11 protein-coding genes are annotated in these 24,031 nt (G+C 61.3%); 6 read left to right on the top strand and 5 right to left on the bottom strand.

What is annotated here, in order from left to right; all coding sequences use genetic code 11:
• Positions 1-116 precede the first annotated feature (116 nt).
• The 4 genes from JQ558_RS16575 to JQ558_RS16560 all read left to right on the top strand — a co-directional run bounded on the left by JQ558_RS16575 (position 117) and on the right by JQ558_RS16560 (position 6,744).
• Entirely contained in the window at positions 117-1,799 is a 1,683-nt protein-coding gene (locus JQ558_RS16575; protein WP_212294257.1) for a TolC family outer membrane protein, read from the top strand.
• Between the two features lie 246 nt (positions 1,800-2,045).
• Positions 2,046-4,262 carry a type I secretion system permease/ATPase gene (locus tag JQ558_RS16570; RefSeq protein WP_212294256.1) on the top strand — a complete coding sequence of 739 codons (2,217 nt, stop codon included), beginning with the start codon at positions 2,046-2,048 and terminating at the stop codon, positions 4,260-4,262.
• On the top strand, positions 4,249-5,499 hold the full coding sequence (locus tag JQ558_RS16565) for an HlyD family type I secretion periplasmic adaptor subunit (RefSeq protein WP_212294255.1): 1,251 nt from the start codon (positions 4,249-4,251) through the stop codon (positions 5,497-5,499). The genes JQ558_RS16570 and JQ558_RS16565 overlap by 14 nt, the downstream gene beginning before the upstream one ends.
• A gap of 219 nt (positions 5,500-5,718) precedes the next feature.
• Complete coding sequence (locus JQ558_RS16560) at positions 5,719-6,744, top strand: transglutaminase-like cysteine peptidase (protein ID WP_212294254.1); 1,026 nt, start codon at positions 5,719-5,721, stop codon at positions 6,742-6,744.
• Positions 6,745-6,811: 67 nt separating this feature from the next.
• On the opposite strand, the gene JQ558_RS16555 is transcribed toward JQ558_RS16560, so the two are convergent.
• The gene (locus JQ558_RS16555) at positions 6,812-18,988 is read right to left on the bottom strand and encodes a DUF5801 repeats-in-toxin domain-containing protein (RefSeq protein ID WP_212294253.1); all 12,177 of its coding nucleotides are present in this window, start codon (positions 18,986-18,988) and stop codon (positions 6,812-6,814) included.
• Positions 18,989-19,222: 234 nt separating this feature from the next.
• On the opposite strand from JQ558_RS16555, the gene JQ558_RS16550 reads away from it, so the two are divergent.
• Positions 19,223-19,642, top strand: coding sequence for a hypothetical protein (locus tag JQ558_RS16550; protein WP_249142504.1), 420 nt, complete (start codon positions 19,223-19,225; stop codon positions 19,640-19,642).
• A gap of 89 nt (positions 19,643-19,731) precedes the next feature.
• On the opposite strand, the gene JQ558_RS16545 is transcribed toward JQ558_RS16550, so the two are convergent.
• On the bottom strand, positions 19,732-19,968 hold the full coding sequence (locus tag JQ558_RS16545) for a hypothetical protein (protein ID WP_212294252.1): 237 nt from the start codon (positions 19,966-19,968) through the stop codon (positions 19,732-19,734).
• A gap of 156 nt (positions 19,969-20,124) precedes the next feature.
• Between JQ558_RS16545 and JQ558_RS16540 the strand changes: the two genes are divergently transcribed.
• The gene (locus tag JQ558_RS16540; RefSeq protein WP_212294251.1) at positions 20,125-20,508 is read left to right on the top strand and encodes a hypothetical protein; all 384 of its coding nucleotides are present in this window, start codon (positions 20,125-20,127) and stop codon (positions 20,506-20,508) included.
• A 58-nt stretch (positions 20,509-20,566) separates the two neighbouring features.
• On the opposite strand, the gene JQ558_RS16535 is transcribed toward JQ558_RS16540, so the two are convergent.
• The 3 genes from JQ558_RS16535 to JQ558_RS16525 form a co-directional block, all read right to left on the bottom strand.
• Positions 20,567-20,827 carry a hypothetical protein gene (locus JQ558_RS16535; RefSeq protein WP_211997439.1) on the bottom strand — a complete coding sequence of 87 codons (261 nt, stop codon included), beginning with the start codon at positions 20,825-20,827 and terminating at the stop codon, positions 20,567-20,569.
• A gap of 239 nt (positions 20,828-21,066) precedes the next feature.
• The gene (locus JQ558_RS16530) at positions 21,067-21,849 is read right to left on the bottom strand and encodes an enoyl-CoA hydratase/isomerase family protein (protein ID WP_212294250.1); all 783 of its coding nucleotides are present in this window, start codon (positions 21,847-21,849) and stop codon (positions 21,067-21,069) included.
• Between the two features lie 72 nt (positions 21,850-21,921).
• Complete coding sequence (locus JQ558_RS16525; protein WP_212294249.1) at positions 21,922-24,018, bottom strand: molybdopterin oxidoreductase family protein; 2,097 nt, start codon at positions 24,016-24,018, stop codon at positions 21,922-21,924.
• Positions 24,019-24,031: the final 13 nt, after the last annotated feature.

Genomic DNA, 24,031 nt, shown 5'->3' with positions numbered 1-24,031 from the left:
CTGTGGCCAAAATGTCATAGGGGAATCCAGCCCGGCTTGTTAGCGTGGAACTCTTATTTTGAACAAATTTTGATTGGGTTGCAAAGTTGTTGGGCAGAGTTTCAGGGTTGGGGACAATGAAATCCGCTTTTTTTGCTACCGCGGGGCTGTTGTTGGTCATCGGCACGGCCGTCGCCGCCGAGCCTTTTTCCATCAATGATGCGCTGAAGCAGGCGACGCTGACGAATCCCGGCGTTGGCGAGGCATCAGCCAATCGGCGTGCGACCGAGTCGGAGCTGCGGCAGACTCAAAGCACTTTGCTACCGCAGGTTCGCGTGGAAGCGCGATACGGCCCCGAGAAGTTCGACCAGAGCGCCGCCGTTCTGAGCGGGTCAGCGTTGCCGATACCTGCACAGGGCAGCGGTTCCTGGCGGAACGGCTCCCAGGGATCCGTTGTCGTGCGCCAGACCCTGTTCGACGGGTTTGCCTCTATTCATGACATCTGGCGCCAATCGGCCAGAGTGAACGCTGCAGCGTTCCGGGTCCGCGAACGAACCGAGTTGATCGCGCTCGACGCGGCGGAAGCCTATGTCGACGTCGTCCGCTACATGAGGCTCGTCGATCTCGGGCAACAAAACGTCGCCAATCACGAGAAGATATTCTCAAACGTGAACTCCCGCTTCTCGGGTGGACGGGCCGGCGAAGGCGATCTGGAGCAGGCACGGGAGCGCGTCGAGAGCGCGCGCGCGACGCTGGCCGAACTTCGCAGGAGCCTGGAGGAAGCCCGGGCGAAGTATCGCAAGGTCGTCGGACTAGAGCCCTATAATTTGCGTTTCCCGGGTGCGCTCGGTGGTTTGCCGGGGACAAGAGATGAAGCGCTGGCGATTGCCGTGAGGTTCAATCCAACAATCAAGGCGGCGCAAGCCGACGTCGATGCGGCAAAGCACGCGTTCCGCGTTACGGATGGCGCTTTCGTTCCCAACCTCTCGTTGGAAGGACGTGCCACCCATAACGACAACACCTACCCGTATCTCGGCGTCACCCACGACGACTATAGCGGCAAGGTGGTGATGTCCTGGGACATCTTCCGCGGCGGTCAGGATGTCTGGCGCCGGTCCGAGATGGCCGAGCGGCACACAGAGGCAACCATGCGTCATGCAAGGTTGCAGCGAGATGCCCTTGAATCGATCGACAAGGCGTGGGCTGCGCGAACCATCACGGCAACCCGTGTCGCAGCCCTGACGCGTCAGTTGCAGGCGGATCGCAAAACCATCGCAGCGTTCGAAAAGGAATACGAACTCGGCCAGCGCTCGCTGATCGATCTGCTGAACGCGCAAAACCAGTATTTCAATGCGGCGGTGTCTCTCACTTCGGCGCGAGGCGTGATTGTTTTTGCCGACTATCAAATGCTGGCCGCGATGGGAACGCTGCTCGAGTATCTCAAAGCCCCTCCGCCGGTCGATGCGGCGCCGCTCGACATGTTGCCGATCAATCTACCTGCCTACAAGCTACCGACGCCTCGTGTGACGCTGCCGCAGACCGGATCGGAGCCGCTGCAAGTTTCCGTCCCCGCCGCCGCGGCCCCCTTGGCTTATGCCGCCGCCGAGCCGCAGCCAGGTTTTTCCGGTCGCTGGCCGCGCTCGGCGGTTGCAGCAAGGATGCTCGGATCTCCCGAGTGGTTCGCTCAGAAACAGGGATACGAACCAAGCCAGACGATTGCCCACGTCGATCCTACGGTTGGACAATCGATGTCGTTCGCACCGTCGGACCAGAGTAAGCCGCATTGGCTCCTGTCGGCCTTCGTTTCGGCGAAGAAGTAACCGGCGGATTGTCCGGGAAACTACGGTATCCGACGCCACAGGCGGCCGGAACACATTAACTGTCTGATAGGGAATCCGAATCGCAAATGGTTCGGTTCGTCGTTTGCTGTATAATCGGGACATATTTACCCCGCGCAATTTGGCGGGTCATATTGGTATTTCGATCAGAGGCATTAAGCTTTGGCTTTGTTCTCCCGGACCCCCAAGCAGACTCAAGATAGCCCCTCGAGCGTCGAACCGCTCAGGGTGGCTGAACCAAAGGAAGCCAGCACGCCGTGGCGTGATCCCCTCGCCTCGTCTCTCACCTATCTTGCGGCTTATCATGGCCGTGCGGTAAGCCGGGAGGCTTTGCTTGGCGGCTTGCCCATCACCGATGGCCGGCTTTCTGTAGCGCTCTACGACCGTGCCGCGAGGCGTGCCGGACTGGAGACCGAAGCCACCAAGCGTGACATCCTCGACATCCCCGCGATGGTGCTTCCCGCGGTCCTGATCATGAAAACCGGGACCGCGCTGATCCTTCTTGCGATCGACAAGGCCAATCATCGCATCAAGGTTCTGGATCCATCGGCCGAGCCCAACTCGCCCGTGACGATGGACATCAAGGCGGTGAAGGCGGACTACACCGGTTACACCTTCCTGGTCAGGGCTGCCGCCGAAGCAAATGCGCGTGCGGTTGCCGCCGGAGATCTGCCGCGAAACCATTGGTTCTGGTCGGTCGTCAAGGTGCATTGGCGCAGTTACGGGCATATCGCGCTCGCCGCCTTCCTGATCAACATGCTCGCGCTCGCGACGCCCTTGTTCACCATGAGCGTTTACGATCGCGTCATTCCCAACGGCGCCATCCCCTCGCTGATTGCGCTTTCAATCGGCATGGGCCTTGCCATTGTCTTTGACTTTGTGTTGCGCACAGTGCGAAGCCGCATCATCGACGTCACTGGCAAGACCGCCGACGTCGTGCTGGCCGCCAATATTTTCGAACATGTGATGTCCGTGAAAATGGCGCAGCGGCCGACCTCCGTCGGCATCATCGCCAATCAGCTGCGCGATTTCGACTCGGTTCGCGAGTTCTTCACATCCGGCAGCGTCGTGTCGGCGACGGATCTGCTGTTCGCGGTGCTCTTCATCGGCGTGCTGTTTACGATCGCCGGCCCCTTGGCATGGGTACCGCTATTGATGCTGCCGATCATGATCGGGCTGGGCCTGACCATGCAACGCCCGCTCGATCGCGCGATGAAACGGCTTCAGGCCGAATCGGCGGCGCGCCACGGCGTACTGGTGGAATCGCTTTCCGGTCTGGAAACCGTCCGTGCGACCGGCGCCGAAGCCCGCATGCAGACGGCGTGGGAGCGATCGGTGGCCGCGACCGCCCGATCCGGCGAAGACGTGCATTTCTGGGCGTCGCTGACGTTGACGAGCGCCAACGCCGCCCAGCAGCTTACCAGTCTCCTGCTGGTCATCATCGGTGTCTTTCTCATTCTCGACGGCAAGCTCACCGTGGGCGCGCTGGTCGCGGCCAACATGCTGGCCGGCCGCGTTCTCGCTCCGATCGCGGGTATCGCTTCGGTGATCACGCGCGGTACGCAAACATTATCCGCCCTCAAGTCGATCGACCGCATCATGTCGCTGGAGCGAGAAAGATCGCCGCAGCGCGCATATGTCGCCAGAAAGATCGATCAGGGTCGCATCAGCTTCGAGAACGTCAGCTTTACCTATCCGAATGCACCTGGCAAAGCGCTCGACAAGGTTTCCTTCCAGATCGAAGCCGGCGAGCGGGTCGGAATCATCGGTCGGGTCGGTTCCGGCAAGACGACGGTCGGCCGCCTGCTTCTCGGGTTCTACGAAGCCGAGGAGGGACGCGTGCTCGTCGACGGTGTCGACTCGCGGCAATATGATCCGTCGGATCTGCGCGCCGGAATTGGCTTTGCGATGCAGGACACCGACCTGTTCTTCGGAAAGCTGCGTGACAATATTGCGCTGGGCAAGCCCGAGGCAACCGACCAAGAGGTCCTGGCCGCGGCGCGGCTTTCCGGCGTCGAGAGCTTCATCGCCGGTCATCCGATGGGATACGACATGCCCATTTCCGAGGGCGGACGCAGCCTATCGGGCGGCCAAAAGCAGGCGATCGGATTGGCACGCGTGCTCATCAGGAATCCGCGCGTGCTGTTCCTCGACGAACCGACCGCACATTTTGATGTTCGCAGCGAGGCCGAGTTCCTAGAGCGGCTAAAGGCGATTCGGGGAGAGCAGATGACCATCATCATCTCCACCCATCGTCTGTCGCTGCTCGGCATGGTGGACCGGCTGCTGCTGTTCGACAACGGCCGGCTGGTCGCCGACGGGCCGCGGGACAAGGTTTTGGCGCTGCTGCAGGGCAAGCCTGCGGTCACCCCGGCTGCCCCCGTGCCGCAGCCAACTCCCGCGCAACGCGCAACCCTGGTGCAAAAACCCAATGCCGGCGTCTGACTTTACCTTTGCCAATGATATCCGGGCGGCCGCAGCGATGCGCACTCCGCGAATCTCGCGGATGTTGCTGCTGGCGTTCCTCGCCCTGCTCCTGACCTTTCTGGCCTGGGCCCATTTTGCCGTGCTTGACGAGGTCAAGCGCGGTAACGGCCGCGTGGTGCCCTCGCGGCAGACCCAGGTCGTCCAGACGCTCGAAGGCGGCATCGTCGGCGACATCCTTATTCAGGAAGGCGCGATCGTGCAGCAGGGCCAATCGCTGATGCGGATCGATGACACTAAATTCGCGTCCGAGTTTGGCGAGATCCGAGAGCGCCGCGCCGCGATGGCGGCGCGGGTCGCCCGGCTCGAGGCCGAGGCCCGCGGGCGGAGCGAGATCAAGTTCCCGGAACAACTCGATCAGATGGTGCCGGCGGCCGTGGCAACGGAAACCAGCGTCTTCAAGATGCGCGGGCAAAAGGTTGCGCAGGACATTGATGTCCTAAACCAGCAGGTAACCAGACTGACCGGCACGCTGAAGCTGCTGGACCGGGAACTCGCCCTCACGCGCAGACTGTTCGAACAGAAGGTCGTGCCGGAGATCGAAATGCTGCGGCTGGACCGCCAGGCGACCGAAATGCGGGGCCAGCTCGCCGAATCCCAATCCAAGATCGCGAACACCCTCGCTTCGTTCCGATCGCAGGCGGATGAGGATCTCGCCAAGTCGAAGGGAGATCTGGCCGTCCTCGACGAGAATATCAAATCCGCCATGGATCGCGTGCGGCGGACCGACCTGAAAGCCCCCGTCCACGGTATCGTTAACAAATTGAACGTCACCACGATCGGCGCGGTGGTTCAGCCGGGCGCCAATCTGATGGACATCATCCCGCTTGACGACACGCTGCTGGTCGAGGGCCGTATACGGCCACAGGATATTGCTTTCATCCGTCCGAGCCAGGACGCCGTGGTCAAGCTTTCCGCCTATGATTCGTCGGTCTACGGCTCGCTGAAGGGCAAGGTCGAGCGGATCAGCGCCGACACCATTGTCGACGAAAAAGCCGACAAGTCGGAGCGTCAGGAAACTTTTTACCGTGTGATGGTGCGAACCGAAAAGAACCACCTCGGCACCACCAAGAATTCCTTGCCGATCATTCCCGGCATGGTCGCCACCGTCGAGGTGCTGACCGGAGAGAAATCCGTCCTCGACTATCTTCTCAAGCCCGCCCGCACCTTGCGCGACGAGGCCTTGCGCGAGCGTTGAGCCTGCTTCGCGCCTTGCTTAACGGATCGTCACTGCGGTTCGTTCAAGTTTGAACGATGTGGAAAACCGGTGGTTGACTGCCTTCCCTGGATTCCCCTCGCCTGCGGCGCGCTTTAACTCTGCATAAGCGCCGCTGCCTGCACTCTCCGTCCCGATAACAGATTGGGGCGGCTGATCTTCGCAAAGACGTTGGCTGACGCTCCTGACAAAGGGGACGTCATGACGCCGCGCGTAGAATTGCGGCAGCGCTCGCTTGCGCTGGCCACGGGGCTCATTCTCTCGCTCAGCCTTTGCGCCGCACCGGGCGCATTTGCCGCCGAAGAGACGCTCAATGCAGAGGTCAAGGCCGCCGAGTTCGAGCCGGGCGCCGAGCGCGCGTCCAGGCCTGCGGCAACGTTCTTCAGCATCAACGCCGTCCTCGCCAAGCTGGACCGCCAGCGCGGCCGTGGACCCGACGCGGTTCGCCTCGCGGCTCTCACCCCCTCGAATGTCGCGACCGATGCGGTGCCGGAGGTCAAGGAAACGCCGGCGATCGGCACCGAGCCGTTCGGACTGTTCACGTTCCGCGCGCCGGATGGCCTGCTCTGGCGCAAATGGCGCGGCGTCGAAGCCGCCATGACGAAGGAGCAGGCCGTTCTCGACCAGTGCCGCGCCGATGCCGGCAAATGCCCTGCCAACGCCGCCCAATTCCTGCGCCTGATCAACGCCGTCAGTTCCAAATCCGGGCGCGACAGGCTTGACGAGGCCAATCACGGCGTCAACGCGGCGGTTCGCTATGTCAGCGACTATGCCCAGCATGGCGAACCAGACCGGTGGAGTACGCCGCTTGCAACGTTTGCCACCGCCAAGGGCGACTGTGAGGATTATGCGATCGCCAAGTATGTTGCGCTGACCGCCGCGGGTTTCTCTCGCGACGATCTCCAGCTCGTGCTGGTGCGCGATCGCACGGTCCGCCAGGACCACGCCGTGCTGGCCGCGCGTCTGGACGGCCGCTGGCTGCTGCTCGACAACCGCTTCTCCACGCTGATGGAGGACTCCGACGCCAAGAGCTTCACGCCGCTGTTCGCCATCAACCACCAGGGCGTCCACCTGTTCGCGGCGCCCTATGCCAAACGGCCCCTGATATCAGGTGAAGCCGACGCAGCGCCGGCTGCGGCGAACCAGGATCGCGCCAAGGAATGGACCGGAGCCGAGGTTTCGAGCATCGGCGCCCTAGGACCGGGTGCGCTGCCGCTGCTGATGTGATCTCCAGATGGCAAAACGGCCGCGGAATTTCCGCGGCCGTTGCTACCTCCTCGCAAAGCAGAATTCGCTACTGCGCTGCGTGGTTCACCTGAAGGTCGTTGTCGATGAACAGCGTCGCTGTCGGGCCGCTCGTCGATACCCACTGGTGGAACAGCTGTCCGCCAGAGGAAGTATAGGTCGTCGCCGTTTCGGCAAAGCCCGTCAGTTGGACGTCATCACCCGCGGACCCCAGAATGAACAGCGTGTTAGCGGTCCCCGTCTGACTGTTGAGGGCGCCGGCCCCGCCCGTGAAGGCCACTACATTAGCAGCGGTCAGCCCGTGCAGTTCGGTGCCAAATCCCGAGCTCGAAACGGCCTCCGTGGTGAGCAGGATCGCTTCCAGGTTGGTCAGATTTTCCGTCGACAGGTCGACGTCGTACAGCTGCACCCCTCCCGTGTTGTGCGAATTGGCGGCGGACAGACCACCGTTCGGCGCGCCGCTGACCTGGAGCGAGGTGTTGTAGATCGCACCTGCGTCGATACGAAGAATGTCGAAACCTGCGCCGCCATTGACGCTGGTATCGTTCGTATCAAAGACAATGACATCATTCGCGCTGTCACCGTTGATGGTGTCCGCACCCGCGCCGCCGTTCAGGAACGTGTTCCCGCTGCCACCATTCAGGGTGTCATCACCACTGAACCCGTAGACATAGTTGCCGTTAACACCGGTTCCCGTCAGGGTAGTGCCGCTATTATTTCCGACCAGCGAGTTCAGATACGTATCAGTGTTGTGAGCCCCGTCGGGAACGATTTCTGAGGTTAGCGCCTCCGTAGTGCTTCCCTGCAGCCCATAATGTATTCTGGAGATCGCGTCTTGGCCGGCATTCATTGTGACGCCATTCAATACGAAATTCGTCACGTTGATTTGGCTCGTGGCAGTAAATGCACTTTCGAGAACGACCTCGAACGTGTGCGAGCCAGTGATGTTGAAGCCCGCGTCGCCAGCGAAGGTTGACGCCTGGCCGGTACCCGTGAACGTCAGGAGTTGCGAGAACGCATCCAATGGTTGCGCTTCATCGATGAAGCTTAGGATGGCCTCCTGAACGCTGCTGTTCGTGTTGGTGGTGAAGGCACCCGACAACAGCCGGGCGGCCGGAATGGCCGTGCTGTCCGTCAGCGTCGCCACGTTGTCAGTGATCAAGTCGGCATTGCCGGCACCCACTCCCCCGCCAGACAGCGTCGCTTCAGTCGACTTTGCCGTGACACTGAAGTTCAGATTGTCGGGCAGCGCGCCGCTTGCGGGGGCCGTTACGGCGAAGCTCAGATCGATGTTAGCGGTCTGGCTTGCGTTCAGATTCAGGGCTGTGTCGTTGGGAACGGTGATGCGAATATCGCCGGTCCCGCTGGTGTAGGTGTAGCTGAAGGTGGTGTTGACCCCATTGTAGGTGCCGGTGATGGTACCGCTCGCGGCGAGGCCAGCCGTAAAGCCGTTCTGCAGATGGATGTCCAGCACGTGGGTCTCCGACCCGTCGTGCACGTCGCCGATGGTCGCCTTGACCTGCAGCGATCCCGTCTCGCCATTGCTGAACGCCGTGTTGGAATCGCTCGGCGAGTCCTTCACGAAGAGGATGTGCGTCTGGCCGGTAACCGGCGCGGGCATATCCGCAACGGCATCGACATAGATCGTGCCCGGCGTCGCCGCGCTGGTGGCGGTGGTCGCCCCCTGTGCGGACGTTGCCGTCATGGAGACCGTTCCGTCCACGTCGCTGTTCAGCGGAGATTGCATCAGCACCGCGGCCGTCACCGCCGCACCGTCGGCGGCACCGGTGATGTTGATCGTCAACACGCCGGCAGTAAACGAAGCGCTGCTGACTGACGCGGTGCCTCCGCCGCCGGTCAGCGCGATGTTCGCCGGTGTCGCATCGACAATCCATCCGGTGAGACCCGAGACCGTGATCTGCGTGACATGCGAGCTGCCGCCGACCGTTGCCGTAAACTGAATCCCCTCCTGGGTATCTTCGGAAAGACCATTGTTCGGCCCCACCGAAATCGTCGGTGAATAGACGACCGGAACAGACGTGGACCCGGTGGTCAGCAACTGCTCGTATTCCGTGCCGCCGCTGGACACACTACTAATGGAAGCGGTGATCGAGGCTTGGTTGGTGATCTCCGCGTCGGTGTACGTTTTGGTGACCGAGCCGCTGCTCGCGTTCGCCGCAATAATGACGTGCTCGCCATTGCTCAGCAGGAAATCCAGCGGCGCGGTCGGCGTGAACGGGCTCAGCCCGCTCGACAGCGTCACCGTATAGATGATCGAACCGCCAGACTCCGAGATTGTCGTCGTGGCCGTCGTCAGCGTCGCCGTCACGGAGTTGGTGGTGTCGTTGATTTTCGCGGTCGCCGAGTTTCCGATCCCCGTCAGGTTCTCGAAATCACCGCCGGTGGCGTTGGTGATCGTCACCGTCAGGCTCGTGGGATCCTTATAGACGTCCTCGCCGTTCGGCACAGCCGGGGAGACCGTAAGCGTGCCCGTGGTCAAGCCATCGCCGATCGTGATCACGCCCTGATCGGTCGTGATCGTGGTGGTGCCATGCGAGGCGTTCGACAGCGTCGCCGTGTACACATAGCTCGCGCCGGAGCCTTCCGACACCGTCGAGCCGGTGAGCGTCACCGTCGTCGGGTCAACCGTGTCAGTGATCGTTACCGTGGCGCTGCCATGGGTCGTGAAGTCGACGGCCTCGAAGTTGCCGCCGGAGGTTCCGGTAATCGAAACAGGAATCACCTGGCCATCGAGATACACGTCATCGCCCTGCGCTGCCTGCGTCGCAGAACTTGCCGTGGTCTGACCGATCCCAAAGGTTATGGTGACGTTGTTGCTCAGCGTAACTGTGAGCGGCGACGATATCGGCGCATAATCCAGGTGCGCCGTGTAGACGAACGTCTGGTTCTCGGCGACAACGACATCATCCAGCGTCACGACGTTGGTGGTGATGGTGTCGTTGATGCGTGCGGTCGCCGAGGCCTGCAGCACCTGCAGATTCTCGAAATTTCCGCCGGTCGCGTTGGTGATGTTCGCCGTCAGCTGGCTGCTGTCGAGATAGGGATCTTCGCCGTTCAGCGGATTTGGCGTGACCGTCAGCGTGCCCGTGGTCAGGCCGTCACCGATCGTGATCACGCCCCGGTCGGTCGTGATCGTGGTGATGCCCTGCGAGGCGTTCAACAGCGTCGCCGTGAACAGGTAGCTCGCGCCGGGACCTTCCGACACCGTCGAGGCGCTCAGGCTCACCGTGGTCGGATCGGTCGTGTCGTTGATATGCGCGGTCGCCGTGGCTCCGGTCACCGTCAGGTTCTCGAAGTTGCCGCCGGTCGCGTTGGTGATGTTCGCCGTCAGCTGGCTGCTGTCGAGATAGGGATCCTCGCCGTTCGCCGGATTTGGCGTGACCGTCAGCGTGCCCGTGGTCTGGCCGTCACCGATCGTGATCACGCCCCGGTCGGTCGTGATCGTGGTGGTGCCATGCGAGGCGTTCGACAGCGTCGCCGTGAACAAATAGCTCGCGCCGGGACCTTCAGACACCGTCGAGGCGCTCAGGCTCACCGTCGTCGGGTCGGTCGTGTCGTTGATCGTTACCGTGGCATTGCCGTAAGTCGTGAAGTTGACGGCCTCGAAGCCGCCGCCCGAGGCGCCGGTAATCGAGACAGGGACCACCTGGCCATCCAGATACACGTCATCGCCCTGCGCCGACTGCGGCGCAGACGTGGCGATGGTCTGACCGGGCGCAAAGGTGATGGTGACGTTGTTGCTCAGCGTCACCGTGAACGGCGTCAATATCGGGGCATAATCCAGGTGCGCCGTATAGACGAACGTCTGATTCTCGGCGACCACGACATTGTCCAGCGTTACGAAATTGGTCGTGGTCGTGTCGTTGATGTGCGCGGTTGCCGTGGCTCCGATCCCCGTCAGGTTCTCGAAGTTGCCGCCGCTCACCGCGGTGACCGTCGCCGTCAGCTGGGTCGGATCCACATAGGGATCCTCGCCGTTCGCCGGATTTGGCGTGACCGTCAGCGTGCCCGTGGTCTGGTTATTAAGAATGGTGATCACGCCCCGGTCGGTCGTGATCGTGGTGATGCCGTGCGACGCGTTCGACAGCGTCGCGGTGAACACGTAGCTCGCGTTCGACCCTTCCAGCACCGTCGAGGCTGATAGCGTCACCGTCGTCGGGTCGATCGTGTCGTTGATCGTCACCGTCGCCGTGTCGGCCTTGTTCAACGACTCGTAGTTGCCGCCGGTCGAGCCGGTGATCGAGACAGTATTGGTCTCGTTATCGGTATAGGGATCGTCGCCCTGCACAGCAAACGGGGTCGAGGTGCCTGTCGTCTGTCCGGCCAGGATCGTGATCGTCGCGCCATTGCTCAGCGACAACACGAGGTTGCTGCCCTGCGGGGCATGGTCGACGCTGGCGGTGATCGTCGCCGTGCCGGCGCCTTCATTCACTGTCCTGTCGTTCAGCGTCACCGTGGTAACGTCGGTGTCGTCGGTGACAACGAATGCCACCGTCGACCCCGAGGTATCGCCGTCGCCATCGGTGACGGTGTAGGTGAAGTTGGACGCGCCTCCGGATTGGTAGAAATCGTCGGCCTGGGGCGTAAACTTGTAGGCGCCGCTGGCGGTGACCTGAAGGCTGCCGTGGGTAGTGGTGATGGCCTGGGAATAGCCGTCATTACCGAACGTCAGGTTCACGCCGTTGATCTGCGTGACGGTCGCACCGTCGGTGCCCGGATTGAAGTCGAGCTGACCCTGAAGAGGCGCAGAGCCTTCAACGACGTTCTGCGATCCTTCCGCGATGGCGAGCGGACCGTCGTCCTGGAACTGAATGTTGAGCGCGACCGGCGACACCTTGGTGATCGCATCGTGATCGGAATCCGTCAGCGTGCCCTGGATGTGCAAGGCGGCGGTGATGGTGGCGATCTCGTCGAACGCAGCCGGGCTGGAGCCAGCGGTGTCATGTTGGATCGCCTGGTACTGCGCCACCCAGACGAATCCGTCTGCGTCCACATAGACCCTGAAGACTGCCGTCTGGTTTGCCATACCGACGATAGCCCCGCTGGCTTCACTCGTCAGCATGATATGGGTGCCGTCGAGCGTCTTCAGCCCGGAATCGAGGTTGCTGATCTCGCCGCCGTTGGCGGAGGTGACCTTGAATGACCAGGTGCCGTTCTCGTCGGCGCCCACGGTGCCGGCGAACAGGGAGCCGGTCGAGGTCACGCTGACCTCGGACCTGGCGTAGCCGATCGCATTGGCATTAAAGATGGCCGATGGCGCCGCAGGCGCCGGCGTATTGGCGTCGTTGTCGACAGCGATGTCATTCGCCGCATTCGGATCGGCGGCAGTATTGACGCCCGGGCTTTCGTCGTGGCTGACCTTGAAGGTTTCGAGGGTTATGACCTCCGTCAGGATGTCGGCTTCCAAACCATAGACCTTGAACGAATTTCCGGTGCTGACCGTCTCGCTCGCATTGTTGTCCGTCGTGAACGCAAAGCCGTTGTAGTTCCCGACCTTGACAGTGTCGAAGCCCGAAGCGCTCGTGATCTGGAAGTCCGCATCGTCCGGAACATTCTCGAATACGTAACCAATCAACGTCCCGTTGTCATAGACGTTGTGGACGGTCGCGACCGTCGAGGGCGCCGCGCCGTTGATCGTAACGACGTAGTCGTTCGGTGAAACAACCGAGCCGTTGTTCAACACGCTGACGAATACAACAGCATCATCATTCTGCTGCGATTCGGCAGCGTCGATCGAGAACCGGAACACATTGACGTCGTACGCGGCGCCGTGCGTCGGCTGCCCGTTGCCGTTCGGAATGTTGACGTTCTCGAAAAACTCAAGCGTGAGGATTTCGGGACCGGTCGTTTTCTGGCCCTGGTGGCCAAGTCCATCGATGCTCTGGCCGTCGCCAATGCCGATGGAATTGTTGCTGGTGTTGGCCGTGTCGTCGTTATCGGCCAGGTCCTCGCCGGTCGCCCAGATTCCCTTGATTGAGTTTGTCGACACGCCGCCGACTACATCGTTACCGCCCTTGAAATCAAAAGTCAGGGTCTCGCGGTCGACGTGGATTTCTTCTCCGGGAGCCCGCACGGTGACGACCGGGATGTCGTCGAGAACCTTGACGGTGAATGTGCCGGCCCCAAGCGGAACGCCGTCGCCGTCGCCGTCCGTGGCGACGACATAGGTCGACAGGTCGATGAAGGTCGTGTTTTCGTTGTTCGCGCCGCCCTCGCCATCGAGTTCGGGGTGATCGATCTGGTCTTTCAACGTAAAGATGTAGATGCCGTCCGAGCCCACCGTAAGGGTGAAGATTTCGCGATCCCCTGGATCGAATCCGGGCGTGCCGTTGTCGACATAGCCATGCAACCCGTTCGCATCGGTGATGATGAGAACGTCCGCGCCCTTCGACTGCAACCCGCTGTTGGCAGGGCTGTTCATCGCCTTCAGGCTGAAACTACCGAAGCCGTCGGCACCGAAATTGACGAGACCGTCGAGCTCGCCATAGGTCGTCGAGTTCGCGCTGGCCGAATTGGTGCCGATCTCCTCCCCGTCGCGCAACGACGGAGAACCGTCCGCATTCGAATTAGAGAGGCCGGGCGAATGCAGACCGTCTTCATCCACCTCCGCCTTAACGGACGTCCCGGAAATCAGCGTTGGGCCGTCATCGTCAAACCGAATGCTCGCGGAAACATCGGCGCTCTTGGTCAGACTGTCGGAATCGCCGTCGGTGACGGTGACGTTGACCGAGAGCGAACCCGCCTTCAGGAACACGCCTTCATCGTTACTCGCGGTGTTCGGCTGATACAGCGAGACATACTGCACAACCTGAATGTGCCCGGTGCTGTCGATGGAGAAGGCGAAAGCCGCGGCGTCCTGCACCGTTCCGTTGGCATAACCGGCGTTGCTTGCCCCGCCGACACCGTCGGAATCGTAACGTCCAACGACGTAGGTAACACCTGCATAGGTCTCGTTGAACAGGTAGATCTGCTTACCAGCGGTCGTGGTCAAACCGGAATCGAAATGGTCTGTTCCGCCAGTCGTCGACACCGAATAAGAGGTCCCCGTCGCGGCCGAGCCGCCAAACGGACCGTCCGTCCCGAAGTTCGCGGCTACGGAGACCGCGGGAGACGTTCCCGCCGCAAACTGCGGCGCTGACATATCCGTGTCGATCCCCTTCTGGGCGATGGCGTCGAACAGCGTGTTGGCAGCGACTTCATTCGAACCCGGCTGGATTGCGGCGGTTTCATCGATGACGATATCGCCGACCGAGACGTTGGCGAGATACGTGCCGTAATTATCCGGCGTACCGGTCTCACGGAACTCGAGACGATTGCTGGCATCGCCTGAGCCACCGGTCAGCATGATGGCATATTGCTGCATCTGCCCGGTCGGCGTGATGTCGCCAACCTTGACGCCGCCAAACCAGATTTCGAGATGGGAGGTTCCGGGCGACGGCGAGCCTGCCTCAAAACGCAAATCGTAGGTCTGGCCGACAGCCAGACCGTTCACGACCTGGCTGATCTGAACGTCGTGCGCCGACGCATCGAGGTCGACCATGAAGCCGCCGGTCGACGAGTGCAGACCGAGATAACCATCGCCGACACGCTCTAGTTGAACAGCCCCCGCGCCGGTATTTCCGACCAGGTCGCCACCGGCATGGCCGAGATTGGCATCCGCAATGGTCCACCCACCGTTTGTCCCCGTCGCAGTGCCGCTACCAGTACCCCATGCGTTACCGTTGGGATTGAAGCTTCCGAAATCGAGACCGCGGATCACGGCCGGCGCGCCAACGGTCAGGCTCGGGCCGTCATCGTTGAAGTGGATCCTGGCCGAAATATCCGCGGTCGCGGACGCGGTGTCGCCATCGCCGTCCTTGATGGTCACGACGGCGGAAATCGCGCCTGCCGCGAGCGAGACCTGGTCGTCCGGATTGGTGTCGTTTGGATGATAGAGCGAGAGATATTCCACCACCGACACCTTGCCGGTGGCCGGATCGATGGCCACCGCAAACGCTGCATTGCCCTGCTCGGGACCCGAATCGACCCTGCCGACAACCCACTGTTGACCAGCACCATCGTTCTCGAGGTGGAGGCTGATCGGGCTTCCGTCCGTGAGCTGGAGACCCGAGACGGACGAATTCAGTTGCAGCGAATAGGTAACGGGAGTCGTCGGATTCGGGCCGTCGACGCCGAAATACGGCACCACCGTCAGCGCCGAGCCGCCGCTCGTCGCATAGGCCAGCGGCGTCCCGCCCACGTCCGGATCGTGACCGACCGAAGTCACGTTGGCGAACACAGGCAACGGATTGGTGACGTCGTTAGCCTGGTTGCCGGGCGTCTCGTCGGCAGTAACGCCGAAGTTGCGCGGGACCACGACAGCCACGAGCGGGCCATCATCCTGGAATTGGATAGCGCCGGAGATCGCAGCGGAAGCCGATGCCGTGTCGCCGTCGCCGTCGGTAACGGTCAGCGTCGCTTTGACGGATCCCAAGGCATTTTGAAGCGAGACCGGTTCATCGTCGCTGCTGGTGTTGCCGTGTTGCAGCGAAACATATTGAACGACGGAGACCTGGCCGGTCGTCGGATTGATCGCGATCGCGAATGCCGCCGGATCGGTGCCCGTATTCGTGACCTGGTCACTGGCGTCGTTGCCGTCGTAGCGGCCGACGATGATGCCGTTCTCGACGAACAGGTAGATCGACTTGCCGGCAGTGGTCTGGAGCCCGGAGTCGATCCCGTCGGTCGGGTCACCGGTTAGGTTCGTCAGCGTCAGCGAATAGGTCTGGGATTGGTTCGCGGCGGCGCCGTCGGTGCCGAAATCCACAGAACCGATGGTCAGCGCGGACACGTCGCTGCGCGCATACCCGATCGGCAGGCCGAACGGTACGTCGAAATCATGACCGACATGGTGGACACTGTTAAAGACCGAGGCGAACAGGATGTCGTCATTCTGCAGCAGCAGGGTTTCGTCATGGACGATGCCGAAGTCAGAATTCGCGGAGACAGACACCGCAGGACCGTCATCCTGGAAGCTGATGCTGGTATTCTGGACACCGACGATCTCGACAGTCGCCGATGAGGTCGCGGTATCGTTGTCGCCGTCGGTGATCGTGGCGGTCAGCGTAATGCCGAGGCTCGCTCCTGTACCGACAACGTTCAGAAGCTGCGCGGAATCGAAATTGTTGCTGTCCGGACCATGGTCGATTGCCATGAACTGCTGGACAACGAGCTGTCCGCCGGACAGGCTGTCGAAATTGGCCAGCGTGATACGGATAGCGACCGGACCGCTCGGGTCGTTGCCGACATGGCCCTCAATCTCGGTGTCGCTGATCCTGAACAGGTAGATGGTGTCGTCAGCTTGAGTGCCACTGGGATCCGTCACCTTCAACGTGGTGGCAACGCCACCGGTTTCGGGATCCTTGGCGCCCGCAAGTGTGAACGAATAGGCATACTCGGTCGACTTTTCGTCGTCGGTGCCGGCAACCTTGGTGACGCTGAACAGCGCCTCCAGGTCGCCCTGCGGATGGTTGTCGTCCGCCACGGCTGTTTTCAATTCGCCGATCGGGTTCACACCCATCGGGTCGGGCGCCCCGGTACCCTGATCGTCGACCGCCCCATCCCCGTTACCGCCACGATCGCTGTTGAACGATTCGTCGAGCGACAGCGTCGCGAGATGGGCCGCCCCCTCCTCCGGCTGGATCACCGTCACATTGATCGCCGGACCGTCATCCTGGAAACCGATGCTGGAGTTCTGATTGCCCGCGAGCTCGATCGTCGCCGACGACGTTGCCGTGTCGTTGTCACCGTCGGTAATCGTGGCGGTCAGCGTGACGCCAAGGCTCGATGTCGGACCGAGAACGTTCAGCAACTGCGTGGAATCGAAACTGTTGCTGTCCGGACCATGGTCGATTGCCATGTATTGCTGCACGACGAGCTGTCCGCCCGAGAGGCTGTCAGCGCCAATGAGCGTGATGCGGATCGCGATCGCGCCGCTCGGGTCGTTGCCGACATGGCCGACAATCTCGGCGTCGCTCACCTTGAACAGGTAGATCGTGTCGTCGTCGTAAGTGTTATTGATATCGGTAACCTTGAGCGAGGTTTCGACGCCGCCCGTTTCCGACTCCTCGCCGCCCGCAAGCGAGAACGAATAGAGATACTCGGTCGACTTTTCATCGTCGGTGCCGGCAATTTTCGCGACGTCGAACAGCGCCTCCAGGTCGCCCTTCGGATGGGTGTTGTCCGCGACAGCCGTCTTCAGTTCGCCGATCGGGTTCTCGCCCGTCGAGTCGGGCGTCCCCGTGCCCTGATCGTCGACCGCCCCATCCCCGCCGCCGCCACGATCGCTGTTGAACGATTCATCCAGCGACAGCGTCGCGAGATGGGCCGATCCCTCCTCCGGCTGGATCACCGTCACGTCGATTGACGGGCCGTCATCCTGAAAGCCGATGCTGGAGCCCTGGTTGCCAACAACCTGGACCGTCGCCGAGGAGGTCGCGGTGTCGTTATCGCCGTCGGTAATGGTGGCGGTCAGCGTGACGCCGAGGCTCGCGCCGCCTTGGCCTTCGCCTTCACCGATGAAGAAGAGGAACTGCGTCGAATCGAAATTATTGCCGTCCACGCCATGGTCGATCGCCATGTACTGATGGACCACGAGCTGTCCGCCCGAAAGGCTGCCGGCATTTTCCAGCGTGATTCGGATGGCGATCGCGCCGTTCGGATCGTTGCCGACATGGCCGACGATCTCGGTGTCGCTGACCTTGAACAGGTAGATCGTGTCGTTGGAGTAGGTGCCGTTGATGTCGGTCACCCTCAGAGACGTGGCAACGCCGGTTTGCGCGTTGCCGCCGGTGAGCGCGAACGAATAGGCGTAAGCAGTCGATTTCTCGGTGTCAGTACCGCCGTTCTTGACCACGTTGAAGAGCGCCTCCAGATCGCCCTTCACGGCCCCCTCGCCGGCGTCGGTCTTCACGGTACCGATCGGGTTTGCGCCCGTAGGGTCGGGAGACCCGATGCCCTGATCGTCAACCGCCCCATCCCCATCGCCGCCGCGATCGCTGTTGAACGATTCGTCGAGCGACAACGTCGCAAGACGCGTGACCCCCTCGATCGGTTGGACCACCGTCACCAGTACCGACGGGCCGTCGTCGTCAAACGCGACCCCTATGGCACCGGTCGACACCGCCGTCGCCGACAGGCCGGCTCCGTCGGTAACCGTCTGCAGGACGAAAACCACGCCCGCAAGCAGGACCTGATCATTGTGGTCCGCTGGGTTGTTGTGCTGGATCGCTTCGTATTGAGCGACCTCCAGCCTGAGGGTGTCAGGATTCAGGTAGATCTGGAATACAAGTGCACCGCCCGGATTGGCGCCCTCGCGGCCGACAATCAGGTTGCCTTCGGTAAACAGGAATATCTCGTTGCCGGAAACGGTCGCGCGCAAGCCGGAAGCGACGCCGTTGAAGGCGCCGCCCGTGGCCGTGGTCAACGCATAGGTTACTTGTCCGGCGCCATTTGAACCGGGGGCGGACGAATCAGACGTAATGATGGGCGTGGAACCGATTGCCCAGCCGATAAGTCCGGCCTGCTGGAATACGCTAGGCAAGGCCGAAGCCAGTTGGTCGTTGCCGAACTGAACGCCCAGCGTTTCGTCATGGACCAGCAGAGCGCTCGACAGCGTGAAGCCGGCCGAAACAGGCGTTGTCGTCGGCAAGCCAGCAAACGTTTCCGGGGTTGACGCGCCATTGCCAAGCGATTCCTGGCCAAGCAGGTCGAGCGGGTTACCCACTCCCAATGGATCAACGGAGTTACCGCTGAAATTCGCACCGCTAGCCTGCGCGTTGCCATTGGCGCCTGCAGCCGGCAAAACCGACTGATCCGTGGTGACCGGAAACAGGCTTGCAAATTCGCTGGTCGAGACTTCGCGCCCCGGCGCCACTTCGATGGCCATGTTGTTCAGGCCATCATGCCTAGAATCAAAGAACGGCTCGACGGTCAGGGTCGACTTGTTGTCGAACAGGATGATCAACTTTTCGCCGACGCGGACCAGCGTGATCTTCTCGTTCGCGATCCCGGAAAAATCGAGCTTTACCTTCTGGTCAAATCCCAGATTGACGACGACAGCCTGTTCGCCGAGCGGCTTCGCCAGTCTGAAAACCCGAGGGGGAGCAGCAGTGTTGGAGGAAGTAGACGCGTCAGAAAGCTGTGCAACCTGAAATTGCGCATTCATAAAACTACCCCGTCAAATAACTGTCGTTTAATTCAAGATTGCTAAGAATATTCCGAACATTTGTCATATTAAGCTATTGTTAACCGGTTCCACGGTCAACAAAATCAATTGGTTAACCGCTGTTTTCCGTTCTGGTGTGGTAAATTGCCGTGGTGCCGGGCTGCCACGAAAAAGCCTTTGGAATGAGCGGTTTGCCCAATTTTGGGCAAAGCGTCAGCGATCGGGTGACAGGGAATGAAGGTATTATCTTCTGCCGCAGCCTTCGTGCTGACTGGTCTTGCCGGCCTCGCCTCGGCGCAGGAGCCATCCCGAGTCGTCGAGCGGACGGTCAAATCCGTTCCAAACAAGGACACCCAGATCGGCGTCTACCTCAACGTTCTTCCCGACTGCACATCCGGCCCGCTGCCGACCATACGGCTGGTGACCCCGCCGGCCTCCGGTAAGGTGGTCGTCAAGACTGCGAAGGTGAAGGCGACCAATTACAAGGCCTGCCTTGCACTCGAAGTGCCGGCCTATGTCGCCTTCTACAAATCGCCACCGGAATTCCTGGGCAATGATGTCTTGACGATCGAGGTCAAGTTCGACGGTGGGCGCACGGAGATCCAGAAAATCACCGTGAATGTGGCGGGCGCCGGTGCGCAGCAAAAGATCTGATCACGCGCTGCCTGGAAATCCCCGGGCAACTGACAACTGAGACGCTTGCAACAGCTCGGCAGATCGAACTTTGCCATCCCGGCTTGAGACTAGGCGCTGCCGGTGAGATTCGTGGTCTGGCGCAAGGTCAACCAAAACGCATCGAGCGTGTTCGGGTTTTCGTTGACGATGCGGGACCCCATTGAACCACGCCGCGTGGCAGCGGCCGCTGAATTTGCGTCGCTGCAGAGCATTGCAATGCTGAAACGCCGAGCTTCAAGGAGATCGCACAGGTGCTTGGCCTGGCCGAAGGCCCTGTCAAAGTTCACCTCCAAAGTATCCATCAAGCACGGGCTTTGCGGCCGCCATGAGTTGATCGCCGAACTTGCCGCGAACCAATGCGCGCTCCCAGCCCGCAATGCAGGGGAGCGAGGGAATATCTATTTGACCCTATGGCCAATTTTTGCTCAGTTATCCGCAGTTTCCGACTTTTGGGGGCCGCAATGCGCGTCGTATTGAGCAATTTTTTTTCGATCGCAATTTCATTTGGATTTGTCGCCTGTGTCGGCAGCCTATCGGCAAACGCCGCAGACCTCGGGTTGATGACATCAGGCCCAAGCTCCATCGGCAATTGTTCGGAGATCGTTTTCACCTGTGAGAACGGCCGGCAGTACCCGCTTTGCCCGATCGCCGTCAGTGTCGTGGGCGAAGTCGTCACAGCATCCCTCCACACGGGGCATCGCGGCGCAACCCGCGTTCGGCTGATCCCAATGGGCGTGGGCTATCGGTATGCAGGACACGGGGTATGGCTCGACGGCTTCCGTGAAAACGCCTTGCTCAACTTCGGAAAGCACAACCAGGTTGCGTGCACCATTCTACGTTCTTGAGCCCAACCGTCATGAACTAAAGAACAGTTAGGACAGCCTCCGGCTGCCCTAATGGGCGCTAGCCCTTGGTACGCAACGCCACCCGCGGGGAACGCGGATACATATAGGCCTTCGGCTGCACATACCGTGGACAGTAGTCGTTCCACTGGTGCAGCTGCCAATTCCATTTCCAGCAGCCAGATTCGATCTCAGGATCGTACCACCAGTTCAGTCGGTAGGGTGCATCTCCAAAAGCGTACGGACCGGCCTGAACGCTGCCGCCGGAAAGCAGCACCGCGGCAAAGGTCGCCGCCACAATCGTCAGCAATGGCCTTTGCATGAAACCCCCTTTGGAAAAAATCGACGCTCAGGAAAAATCCACCGTCAGAGTGCCAAATGGCGCGATCCTTATCAAGACCCCTCGGCGCACCCGGCCCGAGCCTGCCGTCATGAGTCCGCTCCCACGGCGTCAATTCCTTCATCCATGCTCGCCCGGTCCCGTTGAGCAGGACCAAATTCACGGGCAGCAATATATTGATTTACTGGCCCCCCAAGGTTCACATAGGAGGCCACACCGAACTATTTGCCCGTCCAGGAGGGCTTGCGTTTTTCACTGAAGGCCTTGAGGCCCTCCTTGGCATCTTCCGTCATGGCCAGCAAGGCGATCTGGCTTTCGGTGTAGGCGATGCTTTCGTCGAACGACATCGAGGCGATGGCGCGCATGGCATATTTGCCGCGCCGGATCGCGGTCGGCGATTTGTCGACGATACGGCTGATCAGCCATTCGACCTTGGCGTCGAGCTCGGCTGACGGCACCACGTAATTCAGCAGCCCGGCGGCCTGAGCCGTCTTGGCATCGAACGGTTCGCCCGTCAGTGCCCACTCATTGACGAGGCGCGGCGGCGCCATCGATTGCAACAGGCTCATCACCTGCATCGGAAACACGCCGACCTTCACTTCGGGCAGCCCGAAGATCACGTGATCGGCGGCAACCGCCATATCGGTCATGCAGAGCAGGCCCATGCCGCCGGCCATGCAAACGCCCCCTACCCGCGCGATCGCAGGCTTGGTGGCGTTCTGCGACAGCCGCAACAAATCGGCGTAGTCGACATTCGGCCTGGAAAAATCCATCGCGAAGGCGGCGCCGCTGTTCTGCAGGTCGGCGCCGGCGCAAAAGGCCTTGTCGCCCGCGCCCGTCAGCACGATGACGCGCACTTCCTTGTCGTCATGGGCGTCGCGATACCCCTTCGCGATACCGGCGACCACGTCGGCATTGATGGCGTTGCGCTTGTCCGGCCGGTTGATGGTAATCCAGAACGCCTGTCCGCGCTTCTCGCGTATTACGCTGCTGTTGTCGGTCATTGTTCCGCTCGCCCTGTTTGCCATGGATTGGCGAACATTTGCGGCAGGATGGCAGGAAACTGCAAGCGGGATTTAGGCCGCGGGTGCGGCCTTCTTCACCCAGACTTTGTTGTCATGGAACGCCGCGCCCCCCACGGGCGCAACCGCCTCGGCTCCGGTCAGCATGTTGATCCCGCGGCCGCCGATATGGGCCTTGTTCGGCTGGATGGATTCCGCGATCAGGACGCCTCGCCGCACCCCGTCGAACAGCTTTACCGTCAAATTGGTCTCGCCCCTGACATTGCCGAGGGTGACGACCTCTCCGTCGGTGAGTCCAAGCACCGCCGCATCGTCGGGATGCATCATCACCGAGGGCTTGCCCTCGCGCGCGATCGAAGATGGCGTTTCGTTGAAGCTGGTGTTGAGGAAGCTGCGCGCGGGACTGGTGGCGAGACGGAACGGATGGGCCTCATCCGCTTCCTCGATAATGGTCCAGTGGTCCGGCAGCGATGGCATCTGCGCCCACGGCCCCAAACCGGCGTTGCCGAAAGGAGGGTTCGCCCAGTCGGCCTTGAAGTGAAACTTCTTGTCCGCATGCGCAAAACCGTCGAGGTAATGCGAGGTGCGGAAATCTGGCTGGAGGTCGCGCCACAGATCCGCCTCCAGAGCCGCGATATCGCCATGGCCGCTCTTCTGCAGCGTCGCGTCGATCAGTTCGCGCGGCGACATCGTAAACCCGGGATGCACCGCGTTGAGCCGACTGCCGAGGCCCTGCAACACCTCGTGGTTCGAACGGCACTCGCCGGGCGGATCGATCAGCTTGGCGCCGACCGAAATATGCTGATGGCCGCCACCGTAATAGAGATCATCGTGCTCCATGAACATGGTCGCCGGCAGCACGATGTCAGCCATGTTAGCCGTCTCGGTCATGAACTGCTCGTGCACCACCATGAACAGGTCTTCGCGCGCAAACCCCTGGTGCACCAGCGCCTGCTCCGGCGCCACCGTCATCGGGTTGGTGTTCTGGATCAGCATCGCCTTGACCGGCGGCCCGCCCTTCAAGGCTTCCGCGTCGTCGGTCAGGATACGTCCGATCTGCGACTGGTCGAGCCAGCGGGTGGTACGGTCGAGCGCGTCGTGGCCCTCGATGATGGATTCATCGAACTTCCAGATCGCAAAATTGTTGAAGAACGCGCCACCGCCCTCATGTTGCCAGGCGCCGGTTACCGCCGGGATACACAACGCCGCATGCATCTGCGCCGCACCGTTGCGGCTCCGGGTAAAGCCATAGCCGAGCCGAAAGAACGAACGCTTGGTCTGACCGACCAGGCGGGCGAACGCCTCGATCTCCTCGACCGGCACGCCCGAGATGGACGATGCCCACTCCGGCGTACGGGTCGCAAGGTGCGCTTCCAGTTCATTCGGGCAATCGGTGTAGCGATCCATATATTCGCGATCGGCGTAACCTTCCCGGAACAACACGTGCATGACGCCGCAGGCGAACGCGCCGTCCGTGCCGGGCTTAAGCAGGATCTTGATGTCGGCCTGCTTCATGGTGTCGTTGTTGTAGACATCGATCGCCGCGATCTTGGCGCCGCGCTCCTTGCGGGCACGCATCGCATGCGTCATCACGTTGACCTGGGTGTTCACGGGATTGGTGCCCCAGATCACGACAAGGTCGGACACGCCCATTTCGCGCGGATCGACGCCGGCGATCTTGCCGGTGCCGATGGCAAATCCGATACGGGCGACGTTCGCGCAAATCGTGGAATAGAACCGGGAATATTTCTTCACATTGGCAAGACGGTTGATGCCGTCACGCATCACCAGGCCCATCGTGCCGGCGTAATAATACGGCCAGACCGATTGGGCACCGAACTCCTTCTCGGCCTGATCGAAACGCGCGGCGATTTCGTCGAGCGCTTCGTCCCACGATATTCGCGCAAACTGTCCGGAACCCTTGGATCCAGTGCGGCGCATCGGATGCAGCAGCCTGTCGGGGTGATGGATGCGCTCGGCATAGCGGGCGACCTTGGCGCAGACGACGCCGGCAGTGTAGGTCTGCTGCTTGGAACCGCGCACCCGGCCGATGCTGCGGCCGTCGATCACCTCGATATCGAGCGCGCAGGCCGATGGGCAATCATGTGGGCAGGTAGAGTGGCGGATGTCGACCTTGGCATGCTGGTTCATGCCCCGATAGGTA

Origin of the sequence: Bradyrhizobium sp. AUGA SZCCT0160, from assembly GCF_018130105.1 — a bacterium.
Lineage (GTDB): Bacteria > Pseudomonadota > Alphaproteobacteria > Rhizobiales > Xanthobacteraceae > Bradyrhizobium.
This window is presented reverse-complemented; position numbering and strand designations above follow the sequence as displayed.

What these genes read in the sequence shown, in the direction of transcription:
- JQ558_RS16575 (WP_212294257.1), top strand. Translation starts at nt 117, where the DNA reads ATGAAATCCGCTTTTTTTGCTACCGCGGGGCTGTTGTTGGTCATCGGC.
- JQ558_RS16565 (WP_212294255.1), top strand. Translation starts at nt 4,249, where the DNA reads ATGCCGGCGTCTGACTTTACCTTTGCCAATGATATCCGGGCGGCCGCA.
- JQ558_RS16560 (WP_212294254.1), top strand. Translation starts at nt 5,719, where the DNA reads ATGACGCCGCGCGTAGAATTGCGGCAGCGCTCGCTTGCGCTGGCCACG.
- JQ558_RS16555 (WP_212294253.1), bottom strand. Translation starts at nt 18,988, where the DNA reads ATGAATGCGCAATTTCAGGTTGCACAGCTTTCTGACGCGTCTACTTCC.
- JQ558_RS16550 (WP_249142504.1), top strand. Translation starts at nt 19,223, where the DNA reads ATGAAGGTATTATCTTCTGCCGCAGCCTTCGTGCTGACTGGTCTTGCC.
- JQ558_RS16540 (WP_212294251.1), top strand. Translation starts at nt 20,125, where the DNA reads ATGCGCGTCGTATTGAGCAATTTTTTTTCGATCGCAATTTCATTTGGA.
- JQ558_RS16535 (WP_211997439.1), bottom strand. Translation starts at nt 20,827, where the DNA reads ATGCAAAGGCCATTGCTGACGATTGTGGCGGCGACCTTTGCCGCGGTG.
- JQ558_RS16530 (WP_212294250.1), bottom strand. Translation starts at nt 21,849, where the DNA reads ATGACCGACAACAGCAGCGTAATACGCGAGAAGCGCGGACAGGCGTTC.
- JQ558_RS16525 (WP_212294249.1), bottom strand. Translation starts at nt 24,018, where the DNA reads ATGAACCAGCATGCCAAGGTCGACATCCGCCACTCTACCTGCCCACAT.